This is a genomic window from Bacillus sp. GbtcB14, from assembly GCF_019091205.1.
Classification (GTDB): domain Bacteria; phylum Bacillota; class Bacilli; order Bacillales; family Bacillaceae_G; genus Bacillus_A; species Bacillus_A cereus_AG.
The window spans coordinates 449,253-470,298 of the sequence record NZ_JAGXJT010000002.1 but is presented as its reverse complement, the minus strand read 5'-3'; the positions used below and the strand labels follow the sequence as shown (position 1 = coordinate 470,298).

Below are 21,046 nucleotides of genomic sequence, written 5' to 3'. Positions count from 1 at the left end.
ATAGCGCTATTAAGGGGTTTGTTATAGGTTATTAAGAGGGGAGAAACACAATGAAACTATTAAAACCGACAAATGAATTTAGCGAACAAATTATGGAGTATCGAGAGGCATTTTTACATGCGGATGAACAACCACATGGCAGTAGTTCTTTACAAAATTTTGATGCACTTGATGAATGGTTTGAAAAAGTGAGTAAACAAGAAGTGGGAGAAAACTTACAAGGTAATCGAGTACCGTCTAGCCAATTTTTAAGTTTTGAAAACGGGGAACTTATAGGTTTTGTGAATATTAGACATCGATTAAACCAAGAATTATTGCGAGAAAGCGGTCATATTGGATATAGTGTTCATCCGAATAAACGTCGCCAAGGTTACGCGACAAAACAATTGAAGCTCGCATTATATGAAGCGCAAAAGTTAGGGGTGCAGAAAGTGTTAATAACTTGCGATAAAGTTAATATTGCATCGGCAAAAACGATTCACAAGGTTGGCGGTGTGTTAGAAGATGAAGTGGTTTCTTCTCATACAGGTGAAATTGTTCAGCGTTATTGGATAGAAATATGATTTAGTAGGAATTTGAAAAGGTTATATCGAAATAGATAAATGAAAAAGTAACGATGTACTGCAATTTTAGGGGGAAATGAAGTGGGATTAAAAGAGAAAGCAATAGAAATGTCGGAGATTTATAGGAGAAATCCGAAGATCGAAGCTATTATTTTAGCAGGTTCAGTGGCTAGAAAGTTAGAAGATAAACATTCAGATATAGAATTACATATTTTATGGTCAGTACCACCAGAGGATGAGGATCGTAAAGGGCCTATTCATCATATTGGTGGAGCGATTTTGTCATATCATCCTTACGAGGAAGAAGAATGGTCGGAAACATATTTGACAAAAGAGGGAATTAAATTAGAGATTAGTAACTTTTTAACAGAAACAGTAGAGAAAGTTATTTCGGATGTGGTGGATCAATATGATATAAGCTATGAAAAACAATGTATCGTATCATCCGTTCATGACGGTGTTAGTTTGTATGGAGAAGAGAAAGTGAATGAATTAAAAGATAGGGTGGTCTCATATCCAGAAGAGCTTGCGGCACAGATGATTTCAGAAAACCTTTGGCTAAGCAATCGCTGGCATAATCGAGAGGCACTTTTAAAACGAAAAGACTGGCTTATGTTATATGATGTTATTTGTGAAGTACAAAGAAATATATTTGGGGTTTTATTTGGTTTAAACCGAATGTATGTGCATCACCCGGCGTTTAAATGGATGCCGAATAATGTGGAACGAATGAGTGTGAAGCCTGAAAATTTATATGAGCGAATGGCGAATACGTTAATAGGGAAACCGGAGTATAGTGTACAGGAGTTAGAAGTGTTAATCGAAGAGCTATTACATTTAGTAGAACAACATGCTCCAGAATTACATATTGCGGAACAACAAAAACATATTCAATATGCAAAATAGAAAAGAAGGGATGTAACAATGCGTTACATCCCTTCTTTTTATTTGACTAATTTACCTAGTACGGGTAATCGCTGAATCCTATCACCGAGAATATGTGAAGCAAGTCCGCTTGTTAATACGAATAAAAGGTAAACAAGTCCTCCTGCGACGCCACAAATACATACAATAAGCAGTGATTCGATATAAGATTGTCCAGGAATAATCCATTTTAAAATTGCTTTTAATGCAATTACAACAGCAGACATTGCTGCGGAGTAAATCGTAATAAGGAGTACTGTTTTTGCTGTTTCGCCAATTTTAAATTTCGCAAACTTAATGATGCAGTACAACATAATAACATTGGAAACGAGGTATCCAAGAATTGTTCCAATTACAGCACCGTGTCCACCAAATAAATGTAAGAGCGGTGTATTTACTAAAACTTTAACGAGAATACCGACTGAGAAAGCAATCATCGTTTTTCTTTGATAATCGATTCCTTGTAAAATAGCTGCTGAAACTGTGAAAATCGCACTTAATATAGCTGAAGGTGCAAATGAAATTAAATATTGTGATCCACCAAGTGCAATTTCAGGATTTACATAAACCATACGGAATGCATCGTAAGCGATGCTAGCAAGACCGAATGCAGCTGGGATAGTGAAGAATAACAAGACTTGAAATATCTTTGCAATTTGCTCTTGTAATTCTTCTAGTTTCCCGCTTGTATAAGATTTCGTTATAGCCGGAATGATCGTTAACGAGAATCCAGTTGCAAGTGAAGCGGGAATCATAATCAACTTTTGTGCATAGTTCGTTATATAAGCGAACACGGCATTCGCTGTTTCTAACGGCTCTCCCATCGCTCTAAGGACATCAGCAACAGTATATTGATCTACTAACGTATAGAGCGGAATTGCAATGCCGACAAATACAATTGGGATTGCATATCGAAGTAATTCCATATAAATATTTTTTAATGGGATATTCGAAGCCCTAGATTTTAGTTCTCCTTCGGGAGGCTTTAATCTATTATATTTTTTCCAGTACACCATTAAAATCGAAACGCTAGCAAGCGCTCCGATAACAGCGCCAAACGTAGCAACTGCAACAGAAGAAGCTACGGAACCCCCTAATAGTTTTGAGACGATAAAACTGCCAACTAAAATGAAAACCACGCGCGCAATTTGTTCTACGACTTGAGACACGGCACTTGGTTTCATATGTTGAAAACCTTGGAAATAACCACGTGTAACACTCATAGCTGGTACGATAATAAGTGCGAAACTTAATGCTCGCATCGTAAGTGTTACATCGGCGATAAATTGTGGATCTGGCGTTTTCGAGCGAATAATAAATTGTGATATGTACGGTGCTCCAATAAATAAAGTTAAAAACCCTAAAAAGCCCATAAACAACATTAATTTTACGCTAGAGTTGTATAATTTTTTACTTGTACTATAATCACCGAGCGCATTATGCTTTGCAACAAATTTGGAAACGGCAATAGGAATACCGGCAGTTGAGAAGCTTAATAAAATACCGTACCAAGAATATGCATATCCATATAAAGCGACCCCTTGTGTTCCGACTAATAATTGAAAAGGGAAGAAGTATATAAAACCTAATATACGTGAAATCATTGTTGCACCACTTAATAAAGCAGTACCTTTTAAAACTTTTGAAGTAGACAAAATGCTTTCCTCCTACTCGTGCTGCCTTGCATTCATCGTATACTACTATAAACCTGCTAGAGAAGTTAATACAGTATAAACCATAAATGTTCTAATACTATTCATACAAAAGTCATATTTTGAATTTTTAAATAGAATGTAATACATAAAAATTCAAAATATAAGTTGACACTATTTTTAATGTGTGATAAAAATGATAGTAATCAATTCGGAAAATAATATTTGGGCAATGAAAGGGTATAGTAGTGAATATCTCCCTATTTCAGAGAGCTGATGGTTGGTGTGAATCAGTATATAGATTATTCATGAAGTTCGTCCTGGAGCATCTTTCATAAATCTCACATTATGAGGAAATGAAAGACGGTAGTTTATACCGTTATCAAATAAAGTGGTGAAGATTGTTTCACAACTAGGGTGGTACCGCGATATTTATCGTCCCTACGTATTTACGTAGGGACGTTTTTTATTTAGGTCTTACTTTGTTGTGGCTTCATAACTAGGGTGGTACCGCGATAATTTATCGTCCCTACGTATTTGCGTAGGGGCGTTTTTTATTTAGGTCTTACTTTTGTTGTATCTTCATAACTAGGGTGGTACCGCGATATTTTTGTCGTCCCTACGTATTTGCGTAGGGGCGTTTTTTTATTATTAGGGAGGAAGTGAACGTATTAGAAAAGAGTATGGATAGAACAATATAAATACGGAATTGTAACAAAGAAAAAGAGATAGAGAGGAGATTAATAAATGAATTCACAGCAATGGACATCGAAATTAGGTTTCGTATTAGCTGCAGCAGGTTCAGCGATTGGTCTAGGGGCGATTTGGAAGTTCCCGTATATGGCCGGAATTGGAGGGGGCGGCGCGTTCTTCCTTATTTTCATCGGTTTCACATTATTAATTGGTTTACCGCTATTATTAGCTGAATTTGTTATCGGCAGAAGTACACAAAAAGAGGCCGTTGATGCTTATAGAGAAATCGCACCAAAAACATTATGGCCGTGGTTAGGGAAATTGGGGATTGTAACTTGTTTCATACTACTTTCTTTCTACAGTGTTGTAGGAGGCTGGATTATATTATACTTATGGAATGCAATTACAGGTAGACTATGGGAAGGAAATGGAGCATACGAAGCTACGTTTGGTGAAATCATTTCCAATCCGTATTTAGCGGTAGGATCACAGCTATTATTCATCCTTATTACTATTTTCATCGTAAGTAAAGGTGTACAAAATGGTGTTGAAAAAGTAAATAAATATTTCATGCCAGCACTATTCGTTTTATTCTTTGTATTAATCGTTCGTGCACTTACGTTAGATGGTGCTGGAGAAGGCGTTCGTTTCTTCTTACAACCTGACTTCTCAAACGTAACATCAGAAATCATTTTATATGCAATGGGGCAATCATTCTTCTCGTTATCTGTCGGTGTAGCCGTTATGGTAACGTATAGCTCTTACTTACCGAAAGAAGAAAGTTTACCGCGTTCAGCATTTTCTATCGTTGCTTTAACATTAGTTATTACATTACTTGCAGGACTTGCAATTTTCCCAGTTGTGTTCGCATTTGGAATGGAACCGTCACAAGGACCGGGACTATTATTTATCGTACTGCCAGCTATTTTCAGTAAAATGGCATTCGGGAAATTATTCTTCATCGTTTTCTTATTACTATTCTTCTTTGCGACTATTACATCAGCAATTTCGATGTTAGAAATTAGCGTTGCATCTTTAACTGCAAAAGGTAAAGGGAAACGTGAAAAAATGGCATTAATCGTTGGATTATTAATCTTCGTTGTTGGAGTACCATCAGCATTATCATTTGGTATATTAAGTGATCTGAAGATTTTCGGAAAGACAGTCTTTGATTTAGCAGACTATGCAGTTAGTAACGTACTAATGCCACTTGGTGTTTTATTAGTTTCTATCTTTGTTCCTTTAAAAATGAAGAAAGATGTATTAATGAAAGAGCTGGGTGTAAGTAAAAATAAAGGCTATAAACTGTTCGTGTTATGGTTATTCTTACTTCGCTTTATTGCACCAATCGCGATTATTATCGTATTCTTAAATGTACTTGGGATTATTTAAAAAGAAAGGTAGCGTATCGCTCTATGATACGCTACCTTTTTATTTTGCTCTTTTTTGCAGTTCGTTTACCGTTACGAACTGATAGCCCTTCTTAGATAATGAGTCTAAAATACCTTCAAAAAGGATGTGGATGCAAGGGGAAGGAATTTATCATATAATAAAATGAAAAAGGTATATTAGGAGGTGTTTATATGGCGATTATAATTCAATTGCCAGACACTGCAACGTCTCATGCAAAGCCAAGTATGGAAATGGCGATACTTTGCGTGAGGTAGATAAGTAATATACAATCGCCTAAATGAGCTCGTATCATTTTTTATATTTGGCTTTGCACCTTATTGAAATGAACCATAAAAAATAAGGGGCGAGCAGAAATGAAATACGTTAAAGCTGCGACGGTTTTACCAGAAAGTTTAATTACTGAAATTCAAAAGTATATACAAGGTGAAACAATTTACATTCCAAAACAAGAAACAAAACGTTATAAATGGGGTACACGATCTGGAGGAAGAAAACAATTAGATGAAAGAAATAAAGCGATTAAAGAAGCGTTTAAAAGTGGGGTTTCTGTTCATCAACTTGCAGAGGAGTATTTTCTTTCCGGAGAAACGATTAAAAAGATAGTGTATTCTAAATGAAGATAAAAGAGTCTAGTTCAAATATTATTTTGAACTAGACTCTTTTATCTTTGTATGTATCGGATATATTGTGTATGAATGGACAAGATAATAGAAAAAATGTGCCGTTTTTTTACTAGGATATAGAGCATTTGAGTGAAAAGCAGAAAGGTGAGCATATATGAATCATTTAGGACAAATAACGATAGAACTATTTTTTGGTTTTTTTGTGCTATTGATTGCTACTAAAATATTAGGGAAGACACAAATATCTCAGTTAACGCCATTTGATTTTATTTCTGCCATTGTTCTTGGAGAATTAGTTGGAAATACTATATATGATCCGGAAATAAAAATATGGTCTATTTTATATGCAGTACTTGTATGGGTAGTGTTAATCTATTCAATAGAAGTGATAACACAAAAATTTAGAGGGACGAGAAGTTTTTTTGAAGGCTCCCCTTCAATCATTATTCGTAATGGATATATTGATAGGGAACAACTAAGTTCAAATCATTTGGATATTAATCAACTACAACAAATGCTTAGGCAGCAAAAAGACATATTTTCAATCAGAGAAGTTGAATATATGATTTTGGAACCTAATGGAAACATAAGCGTTCTGAAGAAAAGTAAATACGAATCACCCACTATAAATGATTTAAGTTTAAAACATAAGCCTGTATACTTACCGATTTCATTAATTAGTGATGGAAAAGTAGTGAAAGATAATTTGAGAGAAGCTGGCTTTGATGAAGGATGGCTGTATAAACAAATAAAGCAAAAAGGGATTACTAAATTTGAGGATGTATTATATGCAGAATGGAAAACAGACGATGGTTTCTTTTGTCAGGAAATGAAGAGGTAGAACATAATCGAAGTATGTAATATTCGTTTCTAAGTTATCTTTTACATATCAAAAAGCTGAATCTTTGTATACAATAAAACTAGATCAACAATTTGTATGGAGTGATAAAGATGGAAGCTTTTATTAGAAGTGATCAATATAATTTTATAAAGTCACAAGCTTATATTTTAGCAAATGGGCATGCAACGGCAAATGATAGAGGTGTAATTCAAGCGTTAAAATCACTTGCGATTGAAAAGATAATACATGTATTTGAGAATTTAACGGATGAACAGAAAGAGTTAATTGATACGGTATTAACAGTTCAAAATAGAGAAGATGCAGAATCGTTTTTAATGAAAATAAATCCGTATGTCATTCCGTTTCAGGAAGTTACAGCGCAAACATTAAAAAAATTATTTCCTAAAGCGAAAAAGTTAAAACTTCCTGATATGGAAGAACTGGATATGAAAGAATTATCTTATTTAAGCTGGATTGATAAAGGGTCAAGCAGGAAATTTATTATAGCGAAAAATGATAAAAATAAGTTTGTTGGTCTGCAAGGTACGTTTCAAAGTTTAAATAAAAAAAGCATTTGTTCATTATGTCATGGGCATGAAGAAGTAGGAATGTTTTTAGTTGAAATTAAAGGTGATGTACCAGGAACTTTCGTTAAAAAGGGAAACTATATTTGCAAAGATGGTGTAGCTTGTAATCAGAATATGAAATCACTTGATAAATTGAACGATTTTATTGAGCGATTGAAGAAATAAAGAAGGAACCTCTAGTATGTGAACTGGAGGTTTTTATTTTTTGAAAAAGTAATAATGGGCTTCTTTTATAGTTGTAAATTTATAAAAAAAGTCATGTCATTTATAATGAAATTTGATAAAAATATCTATTTGGATACAGTTGATTATATGCAAGGAGGTAGAACATGAATTACGAAGAGATATTAAAAGCGAAACGGTGGCCTAAAGATACGATAGCGGCAGGTCGTGGTCATACAGTTGCTCTGAAATCAGATGGAACGGTAGTAGCAGTGGGGCGAAATAAAGAAGGGGAATGTAATGTAAGCGTCTGGTATGATATGGAAGCAGTCGCAGCCGGCAATGTTCATATGGCGACGAACACCGGTAATGCTCATACTATCGCTCTGAAATGTGATAATACTGTGGAAGCGGTGGGATGGAATAAGCATGATCAATGTGATGTGAACGACTGGCATCATATTGTATCGGTTGCAGCGGGGTGGCGTCGTACTATTGGCCTTAAACCGGATGGCACAGTAATAGCAGTGGGGCGAAATAAAGAAGGAGAATGTAATATAAGTAGCTGGAGAGATATTGTGGCGATTACGGCGGGTGACTGGCATACAGTCGGTCTTAAAATGGACGGCACAGTGACCACTGTGGGGAATAATCGATATGGCCAATGCAATGTAAGTGGATGGCGTGGTATGGTGGAGTTGGCGGCAGGTTATCTTCATACTGTGGGTCTGAAATCGGATGGCACGGTGACGGCTGTCGGTAATAATAAACATGGTCAATGTGATGTAAGCAGCTGGAAAGATATTGTGGCAGTAGCGGCAGGGAGTAATCATACAATTGCTCTGAAATCAGATGGTACTGTAGCGGCAGTAGGTTCGAATGAGTATGGTCAATGTAATGTAAGCGATTGGAACGGTATTGTAGCGATAGCGGCGGGGTGTGCACATACGGTCGGCCTGAAATCAGACGGCACGCTGGTAGCGGTAGGTGATAATACATATGGTCAATGCGACGTAAGTAGCTGGCGTAACATTCGATTACCTGGCAAATAGTTAATTTACAATAAATCATTAGTAATATTATTCTATCATGCCTTTCGAGAGGACTCCCACCTCTAAACGTAAATGAAGGTGGTGAGGTGAATCGAAAGAAATATTTTATTTTTAAGAAAAAAACAGAAACGTATGTTCCGTTTTTACTATAATATCCTTAACAAGGAGGTGAATAAAATGACAAAGGAAAATCCATCAAACTATAAAACTCTTCAAATTTGGATTAAAAAAGGGCATCGTATGTATTCTTATTTTCAAGAATGTTGTCATAACGCTAAGAATATGTACAACACTACAAACTTTTATATACGCCAGGTGTACACTGGATTAACACAAGAAAAAGAGTTGCAGCCTTTGCAAAAAGAAGTTCTGGATCATATTCATAAAAATATTGGTAAGATGAATGACACACAACTTCTTGCCTATCAGAAGAAATTGGAAAAAGAGAAATTAAAGCCTAAAGAAGAACAGAAAGAGATTACATGTAATTTGTTTTCAGAACCTAATTTTGAAAAACCTTATGTAGATTACAACTTTCTGGATGCACTATTTAAGGCTATGATTCAAAATGATTATCGAGCTTTGCCTACGCAATGTAGCCAGTCAATCATGAAAGGTTTGTTCCAAAATTGGAAATCTTTTTTTGCTAGTTTAAAAGACTATAAAAAGAATCCAAATAAATATGCTGGAATGCCTGGGATCCCAAAGTATATTCGTTCTTCTGAAAAAGAGATTCTGTATACAAACCAAGATTGCATCATTAAAAACGGTAGATTTTTAAAGTTTCCAAAGACGAAATTACAATTAAATATTGGGAAACTAGGTTTCACTGAAGGTACACTGAAACAAGTTCGTGTGATTCCAAAATACAATGAATATGTAGTGGAATTGGTAATTGATGTTCCTTCTGAAGAACAAATTATGGAAGAGAATGCTCGTTATATGAGTATTGATTTAGGGATTGATAACCTTGCAACCATCGTAACAAACACAGGTATGAAACCTGTCCTTGTTAAGGGCAAACATGTCAAAAGCATAAATCAATATTACAACAAAATGAAGAGTCATTTTACAAGCATTCTTAGAAATGGAAAACAAACGAATGAAGGACCTTTTACTTCTAAAAGGATAGAAAAACTTCATCAAAAACGTTACTTGAAAATAAAAGACGTCTTCCATAAAGTTAGTCACCACATCGTAAAACTAGCTCAAGAAGAAGAAGTTTGTAAAATCGTTATTGGTCAAAACAAAAGTTGGAAACAAGAAACGAATATGGGAAAAAGAAATAAACAATCGTTTTGTCATATCCCGCATAATTTACTGATTCAAATGATTACATACAAAGCAAATGCTGTAGGCATTCAAGTTGTTGTAACTGAAGAATCATATACATCGAAAGCAAGTTTTCTGGATAACGACTTCATTCCAACGTATGGAGAAAATGACCAAAATACAACTTTTTCAGGAAAACGAATAAAGCGCGGCATATATCGTTCAGCAAATAAAACTTTAATTAATGCAGATGTAAATGCTGCGGCTAACATTTTACGAAAAGTAATCCCAAATGCATGGACAAATGGGATAGAGGGGTTAGGCGTGAAACAGCTCGCTAATGTGTTAACTCCCCTGACGTTAATCGTCCGTTAGGTCGAAACGTTAGAAACCCCACTTCAAGCTTTGCTAAGTGGGGGAGTGTTCATTTTAGGAGTAATTATGGAATAGGATATGTAGAAAATAATTAAACTTAAATCTGCTGCATGGAGCTTTTGGGACAGCCCCATTTTTATTATTTTTTTTGCCAATTTTCTTTTATAAAGTCTTCACGGCCAGATTCTTTTTGCTCAGTAGCATATTTCTCTGGGTTCTTTTTATAGAAATGTTGATGGTATTCTTCAGCCTCATAAAAAGGTGCAGCCGGGCGAATTTTAGTTACGATTTGGTCTTTAAATATACCGCTTTTTGCAAGAGTTTGTTTTGATTTTTCAGCAAGCTCTTTTTGCGTTTCAGTATGATAAAAAATAGCAGTGCGATAAGATGGACCACGGTCAAAGAATTGTCCGCCATCATCAGTTGGATCGATTTGTGGCCAATATAAATCTAGTAATTTTTCATATGGAAAAATAGAAGGGTCGAATGTGATTTGTACAACTTCTAAATGACCAGATGTACCGGCTTTTACTTGTTCATATGTTGGGTTTTCTACATGACCACCTGCATAGCCAGAACGTACTTTATGAATACCAGGAAGTTCATCAAATGGCTTTACCATGCACCAAAAGCAACCGCCTGCGAAGGTTGCGAGTTCGTATGTTTTTTCGGACATTGCTGTAATCCTCCTAAATGTATATGTTTTATATAGTATTATACAAAAAGTTTTATTGCGCAATAAAAAAGATTCGGAAATATATGCGTTATTAAAAATATTTTCTGAAAATATGTTGACAATGAAAAGAACAACGTCCTATAATACGTTTAACAAATAAAAGTGAATTAAGAATTTTCTAACTTTATATGTTGTATATGCAAAGAAGAGGAAAGTAGATGGTTATGATCGTTTCAGAGAGCTACTCCTAGGCTGTGAGAGTAGTAACAATCGAATCATTGAAGATCACCTCGGAGCATCGCTTGCGAAAGGGAAACTGAGTAGAGGGCGGACGGCATCGTCTCCGGTAAAAGGACGGGGGTCTAATTGGACCTACAAAGCTTATATTTCGCGAGAAGTATAAGGAAGCTGAGTGGTACCGCGAAACTCTCGCCTCAGCAATCAAAGCTACTAAATTGTAGTAGTTGATTGCTGAGGCGAGAGTTTTTATTTTAAAAATAAAATAAGAGAATGCGTAGAAGCGGAGAGTAAATGATAAAAATTGTTTCAGAGAGCTGCCTACAAGCTGTGAGGGTAGTAACAATTTCATCATTGAAGATCACCACGGAGCACTACTTTTGAAAACTAGTAAAAAGTAGCGGAGTTGTTTCCGATAGAAAAACAAAAAGTCTAATTGGACTTGCAGAGCTTATATTTCGTGAGAAGTGTAAGGAAGCTGAGTGGTACCACGATTCCCTCGTCTCAGCAATGGATTGCTACAAGTATGAATGTAATCGATTGTTGAGACGAGTATATTTTTAAGGTTTATATACTGAATATTCTGTTAAAAATACTCATCTCAGCAATCGATATAGAAATAGATTGCAAAAATAGAGAGAAAAAAGAGGAGCGATGTGAGATGGGAAACCAGTACATTTATATGAATGGGGAATTTGTAGAAAAAGAAAAAGCAGTTGTTTCAGTATATGATCACGGTTTTTTATACGGAGACGGTGTATTTGAAGGGATTCGTAGTTACGGTGGAAATGTATTTTGTTTAAAAGAACATGTAAAGCGATTATATGAATCGGCAAAATCTATTTTACTTACAATCCCGCTGACGGTTGACGAAATGGAAGAAGCAGTTTTACAAACATTGCAAAAAAATGAGTATGCGGATGCTTACATTCGGTTAATTGTTTCAAGAGGAAAAGGTGACTTAGGGCTCGATCCGAGAAGTTGTGTGAAACCGAGCATTATTATCATTGCAGAACAATTAAAGTTATTCCCTCAGGAATTTTACGATAATGGTTTAAGCATTGTATCTGTTGCATCAAGACGTAATACGCCAGATGCATTAGATCCACGCATTAAGTCAATGAACTACTTAAATAACGTACTTGTAAAAATTGAAGCGGCACAAGCAGGGGTGCTAGAGGCCCTTATGTTAAATCAACAAGGATATGTTTGTGAAGGATCTGGAGATAATGTTTTCGTTGTGAAAGATGGAAAAGTGTTAACACCTCCTTCTTATTTAGGAGCGCTAGAAGGTATTACGAGAAATAGTGTGATTGAGCTATGTGAGCGACTTAATATTCGGTGTGAGGAAAGACCGTTTACTCGCCATGACGTATATGTAGCAGATGAAGTATTTTTAACGGGAACGGCAGCAGAATTAATTCCAGTTGTAAAAGTTGATTCAAGAGAAATTGGAGATGGGAAGCCAGGAAGTGTAACGAAACAATTGACAGAGGAATTTAAAAAGTTAACGAGAGAAAGAGGAGTACGTGTTCCAGGATTAGCGGAAAGCTTACTGTAGGTAGGGGGAGGAGTTAATTGAAATGGAGCAACAGTATACAACACGTGAGAAATTGCATTGTGAAGAAGTGACAGGAGCTGGACACGTTATTCAATGCTTGAAGAATTTAGGTGTAACTACCGTTTTCGGTTATCCAGGCGGAGCGATTTTGCCAGTGTATGATGCGTTATACGGAAGTGGTTTGAAGCACGTTTTAACTCGTCATGAACAAGCTGCCATTCATGCGGCAGAAGGATATGCGAGAGCTTCTGGAAAGGTCGGGATAGTCTTTGCTACCTCTGGCCCAGGGGCGACAAATTTAGTTACAGGCTTAGCGGATGCTTATATGGATTCGATTCCTTTAGTTGTCATTACAGGGCAAGTTGCAACACCTCTCATCGGAAAAGATGGATTTCAAGAAGCAGATGTTGTCGGGATTACAGTACCTGTTACGAAGCATAATTATCAAGTTCGTGATGTGAATCATTTATCACGTATTGTACAAGAAGCTTTTTATATCGCCGAAAGCGGGCGACCAGGACCAGTATTAATTGATATTCCAAAAGATGTTCAAAATGAAAAGGTAACAAGTTTTTACAATGAAGTAATTGAAATTCCAGGATATAAAATAGAGCCTATGCCAGACAGTATAAAGCTTAGAGAGGTGGCTAAAGAAATTTCAAAAGCTAAACGCCCACTTCTTTATATTGGAGGAGGTGTCATTCATTCGGGTGGATCTGATGAACTCATCAAATTTGCGAGGGAGAACCGTATTCCTGTCGTTTCCACTTTAATGGGACTTGGTGCATATCCGCCGGGAGATTTATTATTTTTAGGAATGCTCGGCATGCATGGAACGTATGCCGCAAACATGGCAGTAACAGAATGTGATCTACTACTTGCTTTAGGTGTTCGCTTTGATGATCGTGTAACAGGAAAATTAGAACTCTTTTCTCCGCATTCGAAAAAGGTACATATTGATATAGATTCTTCAGAGTTTCATAAAAATGTAACTGTGGAATATCCGGTTGTCGGTGATGTGAAAAAGGCGTTACACAAGCTGTTACATATGCAAATTTGTACACAAACAAAAGAATGGCTTACGAAAATCAAGGAATGGAAAGCTGAATACCCTCTTTCCTACAATCAAAAAGAAAGTGAGTTAAAACCACAACATGTTATTAGCCTAGTAAGTGAAGTAACGAATGGTGAAGCGATTGTTACGACAGAAGTAGGACAGCATCAAATGTGGGCTGCGCATTTTTATAAAGCGAAAAATCCACGGACTTTTCTAACATCTGGCGGACTAGGAACGATGGGGTTTGGTTTCCCGGCGGCAATTGGTGCTCAGCTTGCAAAAGAAGAAGAACTCGTCATTTGTATTGCAGGCGATGCCTCTTTTCAAATGAACATTCAAGAACTACAAACAATTGCTGAAAATAATATTCCAGTAAAAGTATTTATTATAAATAACAAATTTTTAGGGATGGTAAGGCAATGGCAAGAAATGTTTTATGAAAATCGTTTATCAGAATCAAAAATCGGCTCGCCAGATTTTGTGAAGGTGGCAGAAGCTTATGGAGTGAAGGGATTAAGAGCGACGAATTCAACCGAGGCGAAACAAGTGATGTTAGAAGCAATTGCTCATGAAGGTCCTGTCGTAGTTGATTTTTGTGTAGAAGAAGGTGAAAACGTATTTCCGATGGTTCCGCCAAACAAAGGGAATAACGAAATGATTATGAAGAGGTGGGAAGAATGAGTCATACTTTTTCACTCGTTATTCATAACGAGCCAAGCGTCTTATTACGTATAAGTGGAATTTTTGCTCGGCGTGGTTATTATATTTCTTCTTTACATTTAAACGAAAGAGATACTAGTGGCGTTTCTGAAATGAAACTCACAGCAGTTTGTACTGAAAATGAAGCGACATTACTTGTTGGTCAGTTAAAAAAATTAATTGATGTACTGCAAGTAAATAAATTATAAGGGGTGTATGGAATATGAAAACGTATTATGAGAAAGATGCAAATTTAGAGTTATTACAAGGGAAAACAGTTGCGGTAATTGGTTATGGATCTCAAGGTCATGCGCAGGCACAAAATTTACGTGATTCTGGTGTGGAAGTTGTAGTTGGTGTTCGCCATGGTAAGTCTTTTGAAGTAGCAAAAACAGATGGATTTGAAGTAATGTCTGTTTCAGAAGCGGTTCGAACCGCGCAAGTTGTACAAATGTTATTGCCAGATGAACAGCAAGCACATGTGTATAAAGCAGAAGTAGAAGAGAATCTCTGTGAAGGGCAAATGTTACTTTTCTCACATGGATTTAATATTCACTTCGGACAAATTAATCCGCCAAGTTACGTAGATGTAGCGATGGTCGCACCAAAAAGTCCAGGTCATCTCGTTCGCCGTGTATTCCAAGAAGGAAATGGTGTTCCGGCATTAGTCGCAGTACATCAAGATGCTACGGGTACGGCATTACGTGTAGCGCTTGCGTATGCAAAAGGTGTAGGTTGTACACGTGCAGGTGTAATTGAAACGACATTTCAAGAAGAAACGGAGACAGATTTATTCGGAGAGCAAGCAGTGCTTTGCGGCGGGGTAACTGCACTTGTGAAAGCTGGTTTTGAAACATTAACAGAAGGTGGATATCGTCCTGAAATTGCATACTTTGAATGTTTACATGAATTAAAGTTAATTGTTGATTTAATGTACGAAGGTGGTTTAACGAACATGCGCCATTCTATTTCAGATACAGCTGAGTTCGGAGATTATGTAACAGGATCGAGAATTGTTACAGATGAAACGAAGAAAGAAATGAAACGAGTACTTACAGAAATTCAGCAAGGTGAATTCGCGAAGAAATGGATTTTAGAAAACCAAGCTGGGCGTCCAACATATAATGCGATGAAAAAAGCAGAGCAAAATCATCAGTTAGAAAAAGTAGGGGCAGAGCTTCGTGAAATGATGAGTTGGATTCATGCACCGAAAGAATTAGTAAAGAAATAGAGTAAGTGATTGTAAGTGAAAAATACGTAAGAGGGGATTTGACAAGATGAGAAGTGACATGATTAAAAAAGGTTTTGATAAAGCTCCGCACCGTAGTTTATTAAAAGCAACTGGTTTGAAAGATGAAGATTTTGATAAACCGTTTATAGCTATCTGTAATTCTTTTATTGAAATTATTCCAGGTCATAAGCACTTAAATGAGTTTGGGAAACTTGTTAAAGAAGCAGTGCGTGCAGCAGGTATGGTTCCATTTGAATTTAATACAATTGGAGTAGATGACGGTATTGCGATGGGCCATATCGGTATGCGTTATTCGCTTCCGAGTCGTGAAATTATTGCAGATTCAGTAGAAACAGTTGTAAATGCACATTGGTTTGATGGCATGATTTGTATTCCAAACTGTGACAAAATTACACCTGGTATGATGATGGCTGCACTTCGTATTAACATTCCAACTGTATTCGTTTCAGGTGGCCCGATGGCGGCTGGAAAAACGTCAAAAGGAGACGTTGTCGATTTAAGTTCTGTTTTCGAAGGAGTAGGAGCTTATCAATCTGGTAAAATTTCAGAAGAAGAATTAAAGGATATTGAAGATCATGGCTGTCCATCTTGTGGTTCTTGTTCCGGTATGTTTACAGCGAACTCTATGAACTGTTTATGTGAAGTGTTAGGCTTAGCTCTTCCTGGTAACGGGAGTATTTTAGCGATTGATCCAAGACGTGAGGAGTTAATTAAACAAGCAGCAGAAAAATTAAAAATTTTAATTGAAAGAGATATTAAACCACGCGACATTGTAACAGAAGAAGCAATTGATGATGCATTCGCGCTTGATATGGCGATGGGCGGTTCAACAAATACAGTGTTGCACACATTGGCGCTCGCGCAAGAGGCTGGATTAGATTACGATATGAACCGTATCGATGCCGTTTCAAGACGTGTACCTCATTTATGTAAAGTAAGCCCTGCTTCCAATTGGCATATGGAAGATATTGATCGTGCAGGCGGGATTAGTGCAATTTTGAAAGAGATGAGTCGAAAAGAAGGGGTACTTCATTTAGACCGTATTACTGCTACTGGGCAAACGTTAAGAGAAAATATTGCTCATGCAGAGATTAAAGATAAAGAAGTGATTCATTCTCTCGAAAACCCTCATAGTGAAGAAGGGGGATTACGTATATTAAAAGGAAACCTTGCGAAAGATGGTGCAGTTATTAAAAGCGGAGCGACCGAAGTAAAACGATTTGAAGGACCTTGCGTTATTTTTAATTCACAAGATGAGGCGCTTGCGGGCATTATGCTTGGGAAAGTTAAGAAAGGCGATGTAGTTGTTATTCGCTATGAAGGACCAAGAGGTGGTCCAGGTATGCCGGAGATGTTAGCACCAACCTCAGCGATTGCTGGTATGGGATTAGGTGCAGATGTTGCGCTATTAACAGATGGACGTTTCTCGGGTGCTTCACGTGGTATTTCGGTAGGGCATATTTCACCAGAAGCAGCTGCAGGCGGAACGATTGCACTTCTTAAACAAGGGGATATCGTTTGTATCGATGTTGAGGAGAGATTGTTAGAAGTAAGAGTTAGTGATGAAGAATTAGATCAGCGTAAAAAAGAATGGAAACGACCAGAACCGAAAGTGAAAACTGGCTGGCTTGGGCGTTATGCACAAATGGTAACATCGGCGAATACAGGTGCAGTCCTAAAAATCCCGAATTTCGATTGAGCCAATTTAAAAGAGATAAGGATGATATGAAATGGTGCAGAAGGTAAAGGAGAGAGTGAAAATTGAAGATATCTTAATGGCTCATAATTGCATGAAAGATATCGTTATTAAAACACCGTTACAACGTGATACAGTTTTATCTGAGAAATATGATTGTGACGTTTATGTAAAAAGAGAAGACTTACAATTGATTCGCTCTTTCAAAATTCGTGGTGCGTACAATTTAATTCAAAGTTTATCGGCAGAACAATTACAAAACGGCGTTGTTTGTGCAAGTGCTGGCAATCATGCACAAGGGGTTGCTTATACGTGTAATTTATTGAAGATTCCGTCGAAAATCTTCATGCCAACAACGACACCTAAACAAAAAGTATCGCAAGTACAATTTTTCGGTGGTGATTTTGCGGAAATTGTATTAGTTGGTGATACATTTGATAGCTCATTCCAAGAAGCACAGCGCTATTGTGAGGAAAATAGAATGACGTTCGTTCATCCGTTTGATGATCCGTATGTTATTGCTGGTCAAGGAACAGTGGCAGTTGAAATTATGCATGATATGGAGAAATCGGTTGACTTTATTTTTACAGCAATTGGCGGTGGTGGATTAGCATCAGGTGTTGGTACATATGTTAAAGGTGTTAGTCCTGCTACAAAGATTATTGGTGTAGAGCCAATGGGAGCTGCATCTATGAAAGAGGCTTTTCTTCAAAATGATAATGTCGCATTGGAGAAAATAGATAGTTTTGTTGATGGGGCAGCTGTTAAAAAGGTAGGGAAATTAACATTTGAAACTTGTAAAGATGTAATTGATGACATTGTTTTAGTACCAGAGGGGAAGGTTTGTACGACGATTTTAGAACTGTATAAGAAAAATGCAATTGTAGCTGAGCCTGCTGGTGCACTATCTATTGCAGCGCTTGATTTATACAAAGATGAAATAAAAGGTAAAACGGTTGTATGTACGCTAAGTGGTGGAAATAATGATATTGATAGAATGCAAGAAATGAAAGAACGTTCGCTCATTTATGAAGGACTAAAACATTACTTCATCATTGAATTCCCGCAGCGTTCAGGTGCGCTAAGAGAATTCCTTGATAAAGGATTAGGGCCAGGAGATGATATTACGCGCTTTGAATACATTAAGAAACATAATAAAGAAAATGGTCCAGCGTTAGTCGGCGTAGAATTAAAACATAAAGAGGATTATGAGCAATTAATTACTCGTTTTAAAGAAAATAATATTCAATTTATGGAGCTGAATAAAAATCCTGTTTTGTTTGATTTACTTATTTAATAGAAGGAAAGAGGAAACATACAGTTGTACCTGAAATAAAAAAGATAGATGCAAACAGTGGAAATGCTGCTTGTATCTATCTTTTTATAATTAAACAATATATTTTCCATATTCAAGAAGGATAAAGCTAGTTAACCAAAAGAATATCGCAATACGAATGATTACATACATAGTAAATTCAAAGGTAGTAAGCTTTCGTTCACGTTTTATTTTTTTTAGAAGTCTAACAGAAAAAAATGAACATAAAAGTAGAACGGCTATAGATATTTTATAAATATTCTCTAACAAACTTACATTTTCTAATAAGTCTTTCAGCATGTTCATCACCTATTCTGTAAAGTATGTTACAGAGAAATAAATCTTGCGGTGTCTAGTTTCGTTTGTTTTTTATGTTCCCTGTATCATCAATTTCTACGTCAGTTGAAATTGTTTGTAAATATTGTAGAGCTTTTTTCTTTTCGTCCTCATTTACAGGGGAGATTTGGTTGTTGCGAATGATGTAAGGATTGAATGACATTTGGACATCCTTTCCTTTAAAAGTTAAAGTTAATACGCCAGTTTCGGCGCTTTTCCCGCTCACATAGCTTGGGAATAAAAAGTTTCCTAATGAGTAAGCGATAGGAACTTTATTATAATACTCAAATCCTTGAAGCCAATGTGGGTGACTTCCGACAATCGCGTCAGCTCCTGCTTCAACCATTTTAGGAACATATTGCTTTTGGTATTCTACCGGACGATTTGATTTTTCAACGCCCCAATGCATATAGACGATTAAATAGTCTGCATCTTGCTTTTGTTCTTTAATTGTTTTTGTTACGAGATTTAAATCATATCCGTTCGCAACACCAGGTTTATTGTCACCAGCTACCCAATTCGTATCAGGCATAAATCGAACGAAGGAAAGAAATTTGAACTTTTTCCCTTTTACGGTCATTTCACGTGCTGTATATGCATCTTTTGCATTTTTTCCGGCTCCAATGTAAGGGAACTTTAATTTTTCTACGTGAGAAATCGTGTCTAATAATCCATCTTGCCCATAATCAAGAGTATGGTTATTTCCGATATTTACGATGTCATATCCAGTGTTTTTTATCGCTTGTAATGTGGAGGGATCACTTTTAATCCAAAATAGTTGTCCAGGAGCTTTCTTTTCTCTCGTTGTAAATGCTGACTCTAAATTAACGAAAGAAATATCAGCTTTTGTTATTTCTTCTTTTACATGTTGGAATGGATAATCGGCCCCGTTTTTTTCGATTACAGGACGTAATTGCCAATCGAACATTGTATCACCAGAGAAGGTGAGTGTGATTTCCGGGTCTTCTATTTTCTTTTCACTTGTTGAAGCGGTTTTATTAGATTTGTTTTGCAAATCGGATTTGTCTTTCGCTTTTGAAGTAAAAGAGTAGTTAACTAATAAAACAATTGGTGTAATGCAAAAGGCTATTAACAGAAATCGTTTTAGTAAAGTTGTCATAAATACCTTCCCTTTTGAGTTTATACCGCAATTTGTAGGCAGTAAAACCCGCGTTAGTTAAAGTTTCACTTTATGTATAACTACAAAAAATTGCGGTTTATGTAGTGAAAAACATTTGTTAATATTCTCAATATTAAGTTAACATATAGATAACCTGTAAATCAATGAATAAACCAAAATATAGAAATAAAGAATTCGAAGGGTGAAGAATGAGAAATGGTTATATTAGGAGCAGTTGTAAATGGGATTTGTATTATATTTGGTACTTTACTAGGTAAATTATGTAGTAGAATTCCAGAAAGTATGAAGGGAACAATTATGCATGCAATCGGTTTAGCGGTTACTGTGCTTGGACTTCAAATGGCATTGAAAAGTGAAAATTTCCTTGTTGTCATACTAAGTCTTGTAATTGGTACCGTCATCGGGGAATGGCTACAATTAGAAGAAAAGTTAAAACAGTTAGGAGATTGGTTAGAAAATAAAGTTGGATCGAAAGGGAAAGGAAGCATATCAGAAGGCTTTGTAACAGCTACTTTAATTTTTGCAATTGGCGCGATGGGGATACTTGGTGCACTCGACAGCGGGATTCGCGGCAATCATGATATTTTATTTACAAAGGCGATTATCGATGGATTTATTTCTATTATATTAACGACAACTTTAGGAATTGGTGTAGTGTTTTCGGCAATTCCCGTTATTTTATACGAAGGAGGTATTGCAGTTTTTGCAACACAAATTAATAGTGTTGTCCCGAAAGAATTAATGAATCAATTTATAGTAGAAATGACAGCTACAGGTGGTATTATGATAGCTGCTATTGGATTGAACTTACTTGGTGTTATTAAAATTAAGGTGGCAAATTTACTGCCAGGTATATTGGTAGTTGGTATAATTGTTTCACTTATTTACGGTTACGGTTTAATAGTAAAGTAATAGGGGG

The 21,046-nt window shown here is 36.4% G+C and carries 19 protein-coding genes, 1 pseudogene and 2 other annotated features; of the genes and pseudogenes, 15 read left to right on the top strand and 5 right to left on the bottom strand.

Annotation, left to right across the window (positions count from 1 at the left end; genetic code table 11):
- The first annotated feature begins 50 nt into the window (after window positions 1-50).
- Together KVT31_RS07330 and KVT31_RS07325 are read left to right on the top strand one after the other, a co-directional pair.
- The gene (locus KVT31_RS07330) at window positions 51-563 is read left to right on the top strand and encodes a GNAT family N-acetyltransferase (RefSeq protein ID WP_088095969.1); all 513 of its coding nucleotides are present in this window, start codon (window positions 51-53) and stop codon (window positions 561-563) included.
- Between the two features lie 81 nt (window positions 564-644).
- On the top strand, window positions 645-1,469 hold the full coding sequence (locus KVT31_RS07325) for a DUF4037 domain-containing protein (protein ID WP_088095970.1): 825 nt from the start codon (window positions 645-647) through the stop codon (window positions 1,467-1,469).
- Between the two features lie 38 nt (window positions 1,470-1,507).
- Here KVT31_RS07325 and KVT31_RS07320 read toward each other — a convergent pair whose 3' ends face one another.
- Complete coding sequence (locus tag KVT31_RS07320; RefSeq protein ID WP_088095971.1) at window positions 1,508-3,142, bottom strand: putative polysaccharide biosynthesis protein; 1,635 nt, start codon at window positions 3,140-3,142, stop codon at window positions 1,508-1,510.
- A 220-nt stretch (window positions 3,143-3,362) separates the two neighbouring features.
- Window positions 3,363-3,585 (top strand) — a binding site (T-box leader).
- 301 nt (window positions 3,586-3,886) lie between these two features.
- Between KVT31_RS07320 and KVT31_RS07315 the strand changes: the two genes are divergently transcribed.
- A complete protein-coding gene (locus KVT31_RS07315) occupies window positions 3,887-5,224 on the top strand; it encodes a sodium-dependent transporter (RefSeq protein WP_088095972.1) in 1,338 nt (445 codons plus the stop codon).
- Window positions 5,225-5,263: 39 nt separating this feature from the next.
- Here the strand turns inward: KVT31_RS07315 and KVT31_RS07310 are convergent.
- Window positions 5,264-5,341 (bottom strand): annotated as a pseudogene (locus KVT31_RS07310) (polysaccharide deacetylase family protein); the annotation flags it as partial.
- 257 nt (window positions 5,342-5,598) lie between these two features.
- Here KVT31_RS07310 and KVT31_RS07305 point away from each other — a divergent pair.
- The 5 genes from KVT31_RS07305 to KVT31_RS07285 all read left to right on the top strand — a co-directional run bounded on the left by KVT31_RS07305 (window position 5,599) and on the right by KVT31_RS07285 (window position 10,157).
- On the top strand, window positions 5,599-5,862 hold the full coding sequence (locus KVT31_RS07305; protein WP_088095973.1) for a CD3324 family protein: 264 nt from the start codon (window positions 5,599-5,601) through the stop codon (window positions 5,860-5,862).
- A 160-nt stretch (window positions 5,863-6,022) separates the two neighbouring features.
- A complete protein-coding gene (locus KVT31_RS07300; RefSeq protein WP_088095974.1) occupies window positions 6,023-6,709 on the top strand; it encodes a DUF421 domain-containing protein in 687 nt (228 codons plus the stop codon).
- Window positions 6,710-6,819: 110 nt separating this feature from the next.
- Complete coding sequence (locus KVT31_RS07295; protein WP_000387067.1) at window positions 6,820-7,461, top strand: FusB/FusC family EF-G-binding protein; 642 nt, start codon at window positions 6,820-6,822, stop codon at window positions 7,459-7,461.
- A gap of 164 nt (window positions 7,462-7,625) precedes the next feature.
- Window positions 7,626-8,510, top strand: a complete 885-nt coding sequence (locus tag KVT31_RS07290) for an RCC1 domain-containing protein (RefSeq protein WP_088095975.1) — start codon at window positions 7,626-7,628, stop codon at window positions 8,508-8,510.
- 177 nt (window positions 8,511-8,687) lie between these two features.
- The gene (locus tag KVT31_RS07285; RefSeq protein WP_088095976.1) at window positions 8,688-10,157 is read left to right on the top strand and encodes an RNA-guided endonuclease InsQ/TnpB family protein; all 1,470 of its coding nucleotides are present in this window, start codon (window positions 8,688-8,690) and stop codon (window positions 10,155-10,157) included.
- Window positions 10,158-10,296: 139 nt separating this feature from the next.
- Here KVT31_RS07285 and msrA read toward each other — a convergent pair whose 3' ends face one another.
- Window positions 10,297-10,833, bottom strand: a complete 537-nt coding sequence (msrA, locus tag KVT31_RS07280; RefSeq protein WP_088095977.1) for a peptide-methionine (S)-S-oxide reductase MsrA — start codon at window positions 10,831-10,833, stop codon at window positions 10,297-10,299.
- 506 nt (window positions 10,834-11,339) lie between these two features.
- Window positions 11,340-11,580 (top strand) — a binding site (T-box leader).
- Window positions 11,581-11,731: 151 nt separating this feature from the next.
- On the opposite strand from msrA, the gene ilvE reads away from it, so the two are divergent.
- The 6 genes from ilvE to ilvA are packed head-to-tail and all read left to right on the top strand — an operon-like array spanning window position 11,732 to window position 18,632.
- Window positions 11,732-12,631 carry a branched-chain-amino-acid transaminase gene (ilvE, locus tag KVT31_RS07275; RefSeq protein ID WP_088095978.1) on the top strand — a complete coding sequence of 300 codons (900 nt, stop codon included), beginning with the start codon at window positions 11,732-11,734 and terminating at the stop codon, window positions 12,629-12,631.
- 22 nt (window positions 12,632-12,653) lie between these two features.
- Window positions 12,654-14,369, top strand: a complete 1,716-nt coding sequence (gene ilvB / locus KVT31_RS07270) for an acetolactate synthase large subunit (protein ID WP_088095979.1) — start codon at window positions 12,654-12,656, stop codon at window positions 14,367-14,369.
- Window positions 14,366-14,596, top strand: a complete 231-nt coding sequence (locus KVT31_RS07265; protein WP_000019914.1) for an ACT domain-containing protein — start codon at window positions 14,366-14,368, stop codon at window positions 14,594-14,596. The genes ilvB and KVT31_RS07265 overlap by 4 nt, the downstream gene beginning before the upstream one ends.
- A gap of 14 nt (window positions 14,597-14,610) precedes the next feature.
- Window positions 14,611-15,618, top strand: coding sequence for a ketol-acid reductoisomerase (gene ilvC / locus KVT31_RS07260; RefSeq protein ID WP_088095980.1), 1,008 nt, complete (start codon window positions 14,611-14,613; stop codon window positions 15,616-15,618).
- Between the two features lie 46 nt (window positions 15,619-15,664).
- Entirely contained in the window at window positions 15,665-17,338 is a 1,674-nt protein-coding gene (gene ilvD, locus KVT31_RS07255; RefSeq protein ID WP_088095981.1) for a dihydroxy-acid dehydratase, read from the top strand.
- A gap of 31 nt (window positions 17,339-17,369) precedes the next feature.
- Complete coding sequence (gene ilvA / locus KVT31_RS07250) at window positions 17,370-18,632, top strand: threonine ammonia-lyase IlvA (protein ID WP_088095982.1); 1,263 nt, start codon at window positions 17,370-17,372, stop codon at window positions 18,630-18,632.
- A 90-nt stretch (window positions 18,633-18,722) separates the two neighbouring features.
- On the opposite strand, the gene KVT31_RS07245 is transcribed toward ilvA, so the two are convergent.
- Together KVT31_RS07245 and KVT31_RS07240 are read right to left on the bottom strand one after the other, a co-directional pair.
- Window positions 18,723-18,950 carry a hypothetical protein gene (locus KVT31_RS07245; protein WP_000910220.1) on the bottom strand — a complete coding sequence of 76 codons (228 nt, stop codon included), beginning with the start codon at window positions 18,948-18,950 and terminating at the stop codon, window positions 18,723-18,725.
- A 52-nt stretch (window positions 18,951-19,002) separates the two neighbouring features.
- Window positions 19,003-20,106, bottom strand: coding sequence for a CapA family protein (locus tag KVT31_RS07240; RefSeq protein WP_061676656.1), 1,104 nt, complete (start codon window positions 20,104-20,106; stop codon window positions 19,003-19,005).
- Between the two features lie 216 nt (window positions 20,107-20,322).
- On the opposite strand from KVT31_RS07240, the gene KVT31_RS07235 reads away from it, so the two are divergent.
- Entirely contained in the window at window positions 20,323-21,039 is a 717-nt protein-coding gene (locus KVT31_RS07235) for a DUF554 domain-containing protein (RefSeq protein WP_088095983.1), read from the top strand.
- The last annotated feature ends 7 nt before the right edge of the window (window positions 21,040-21,046 follow it).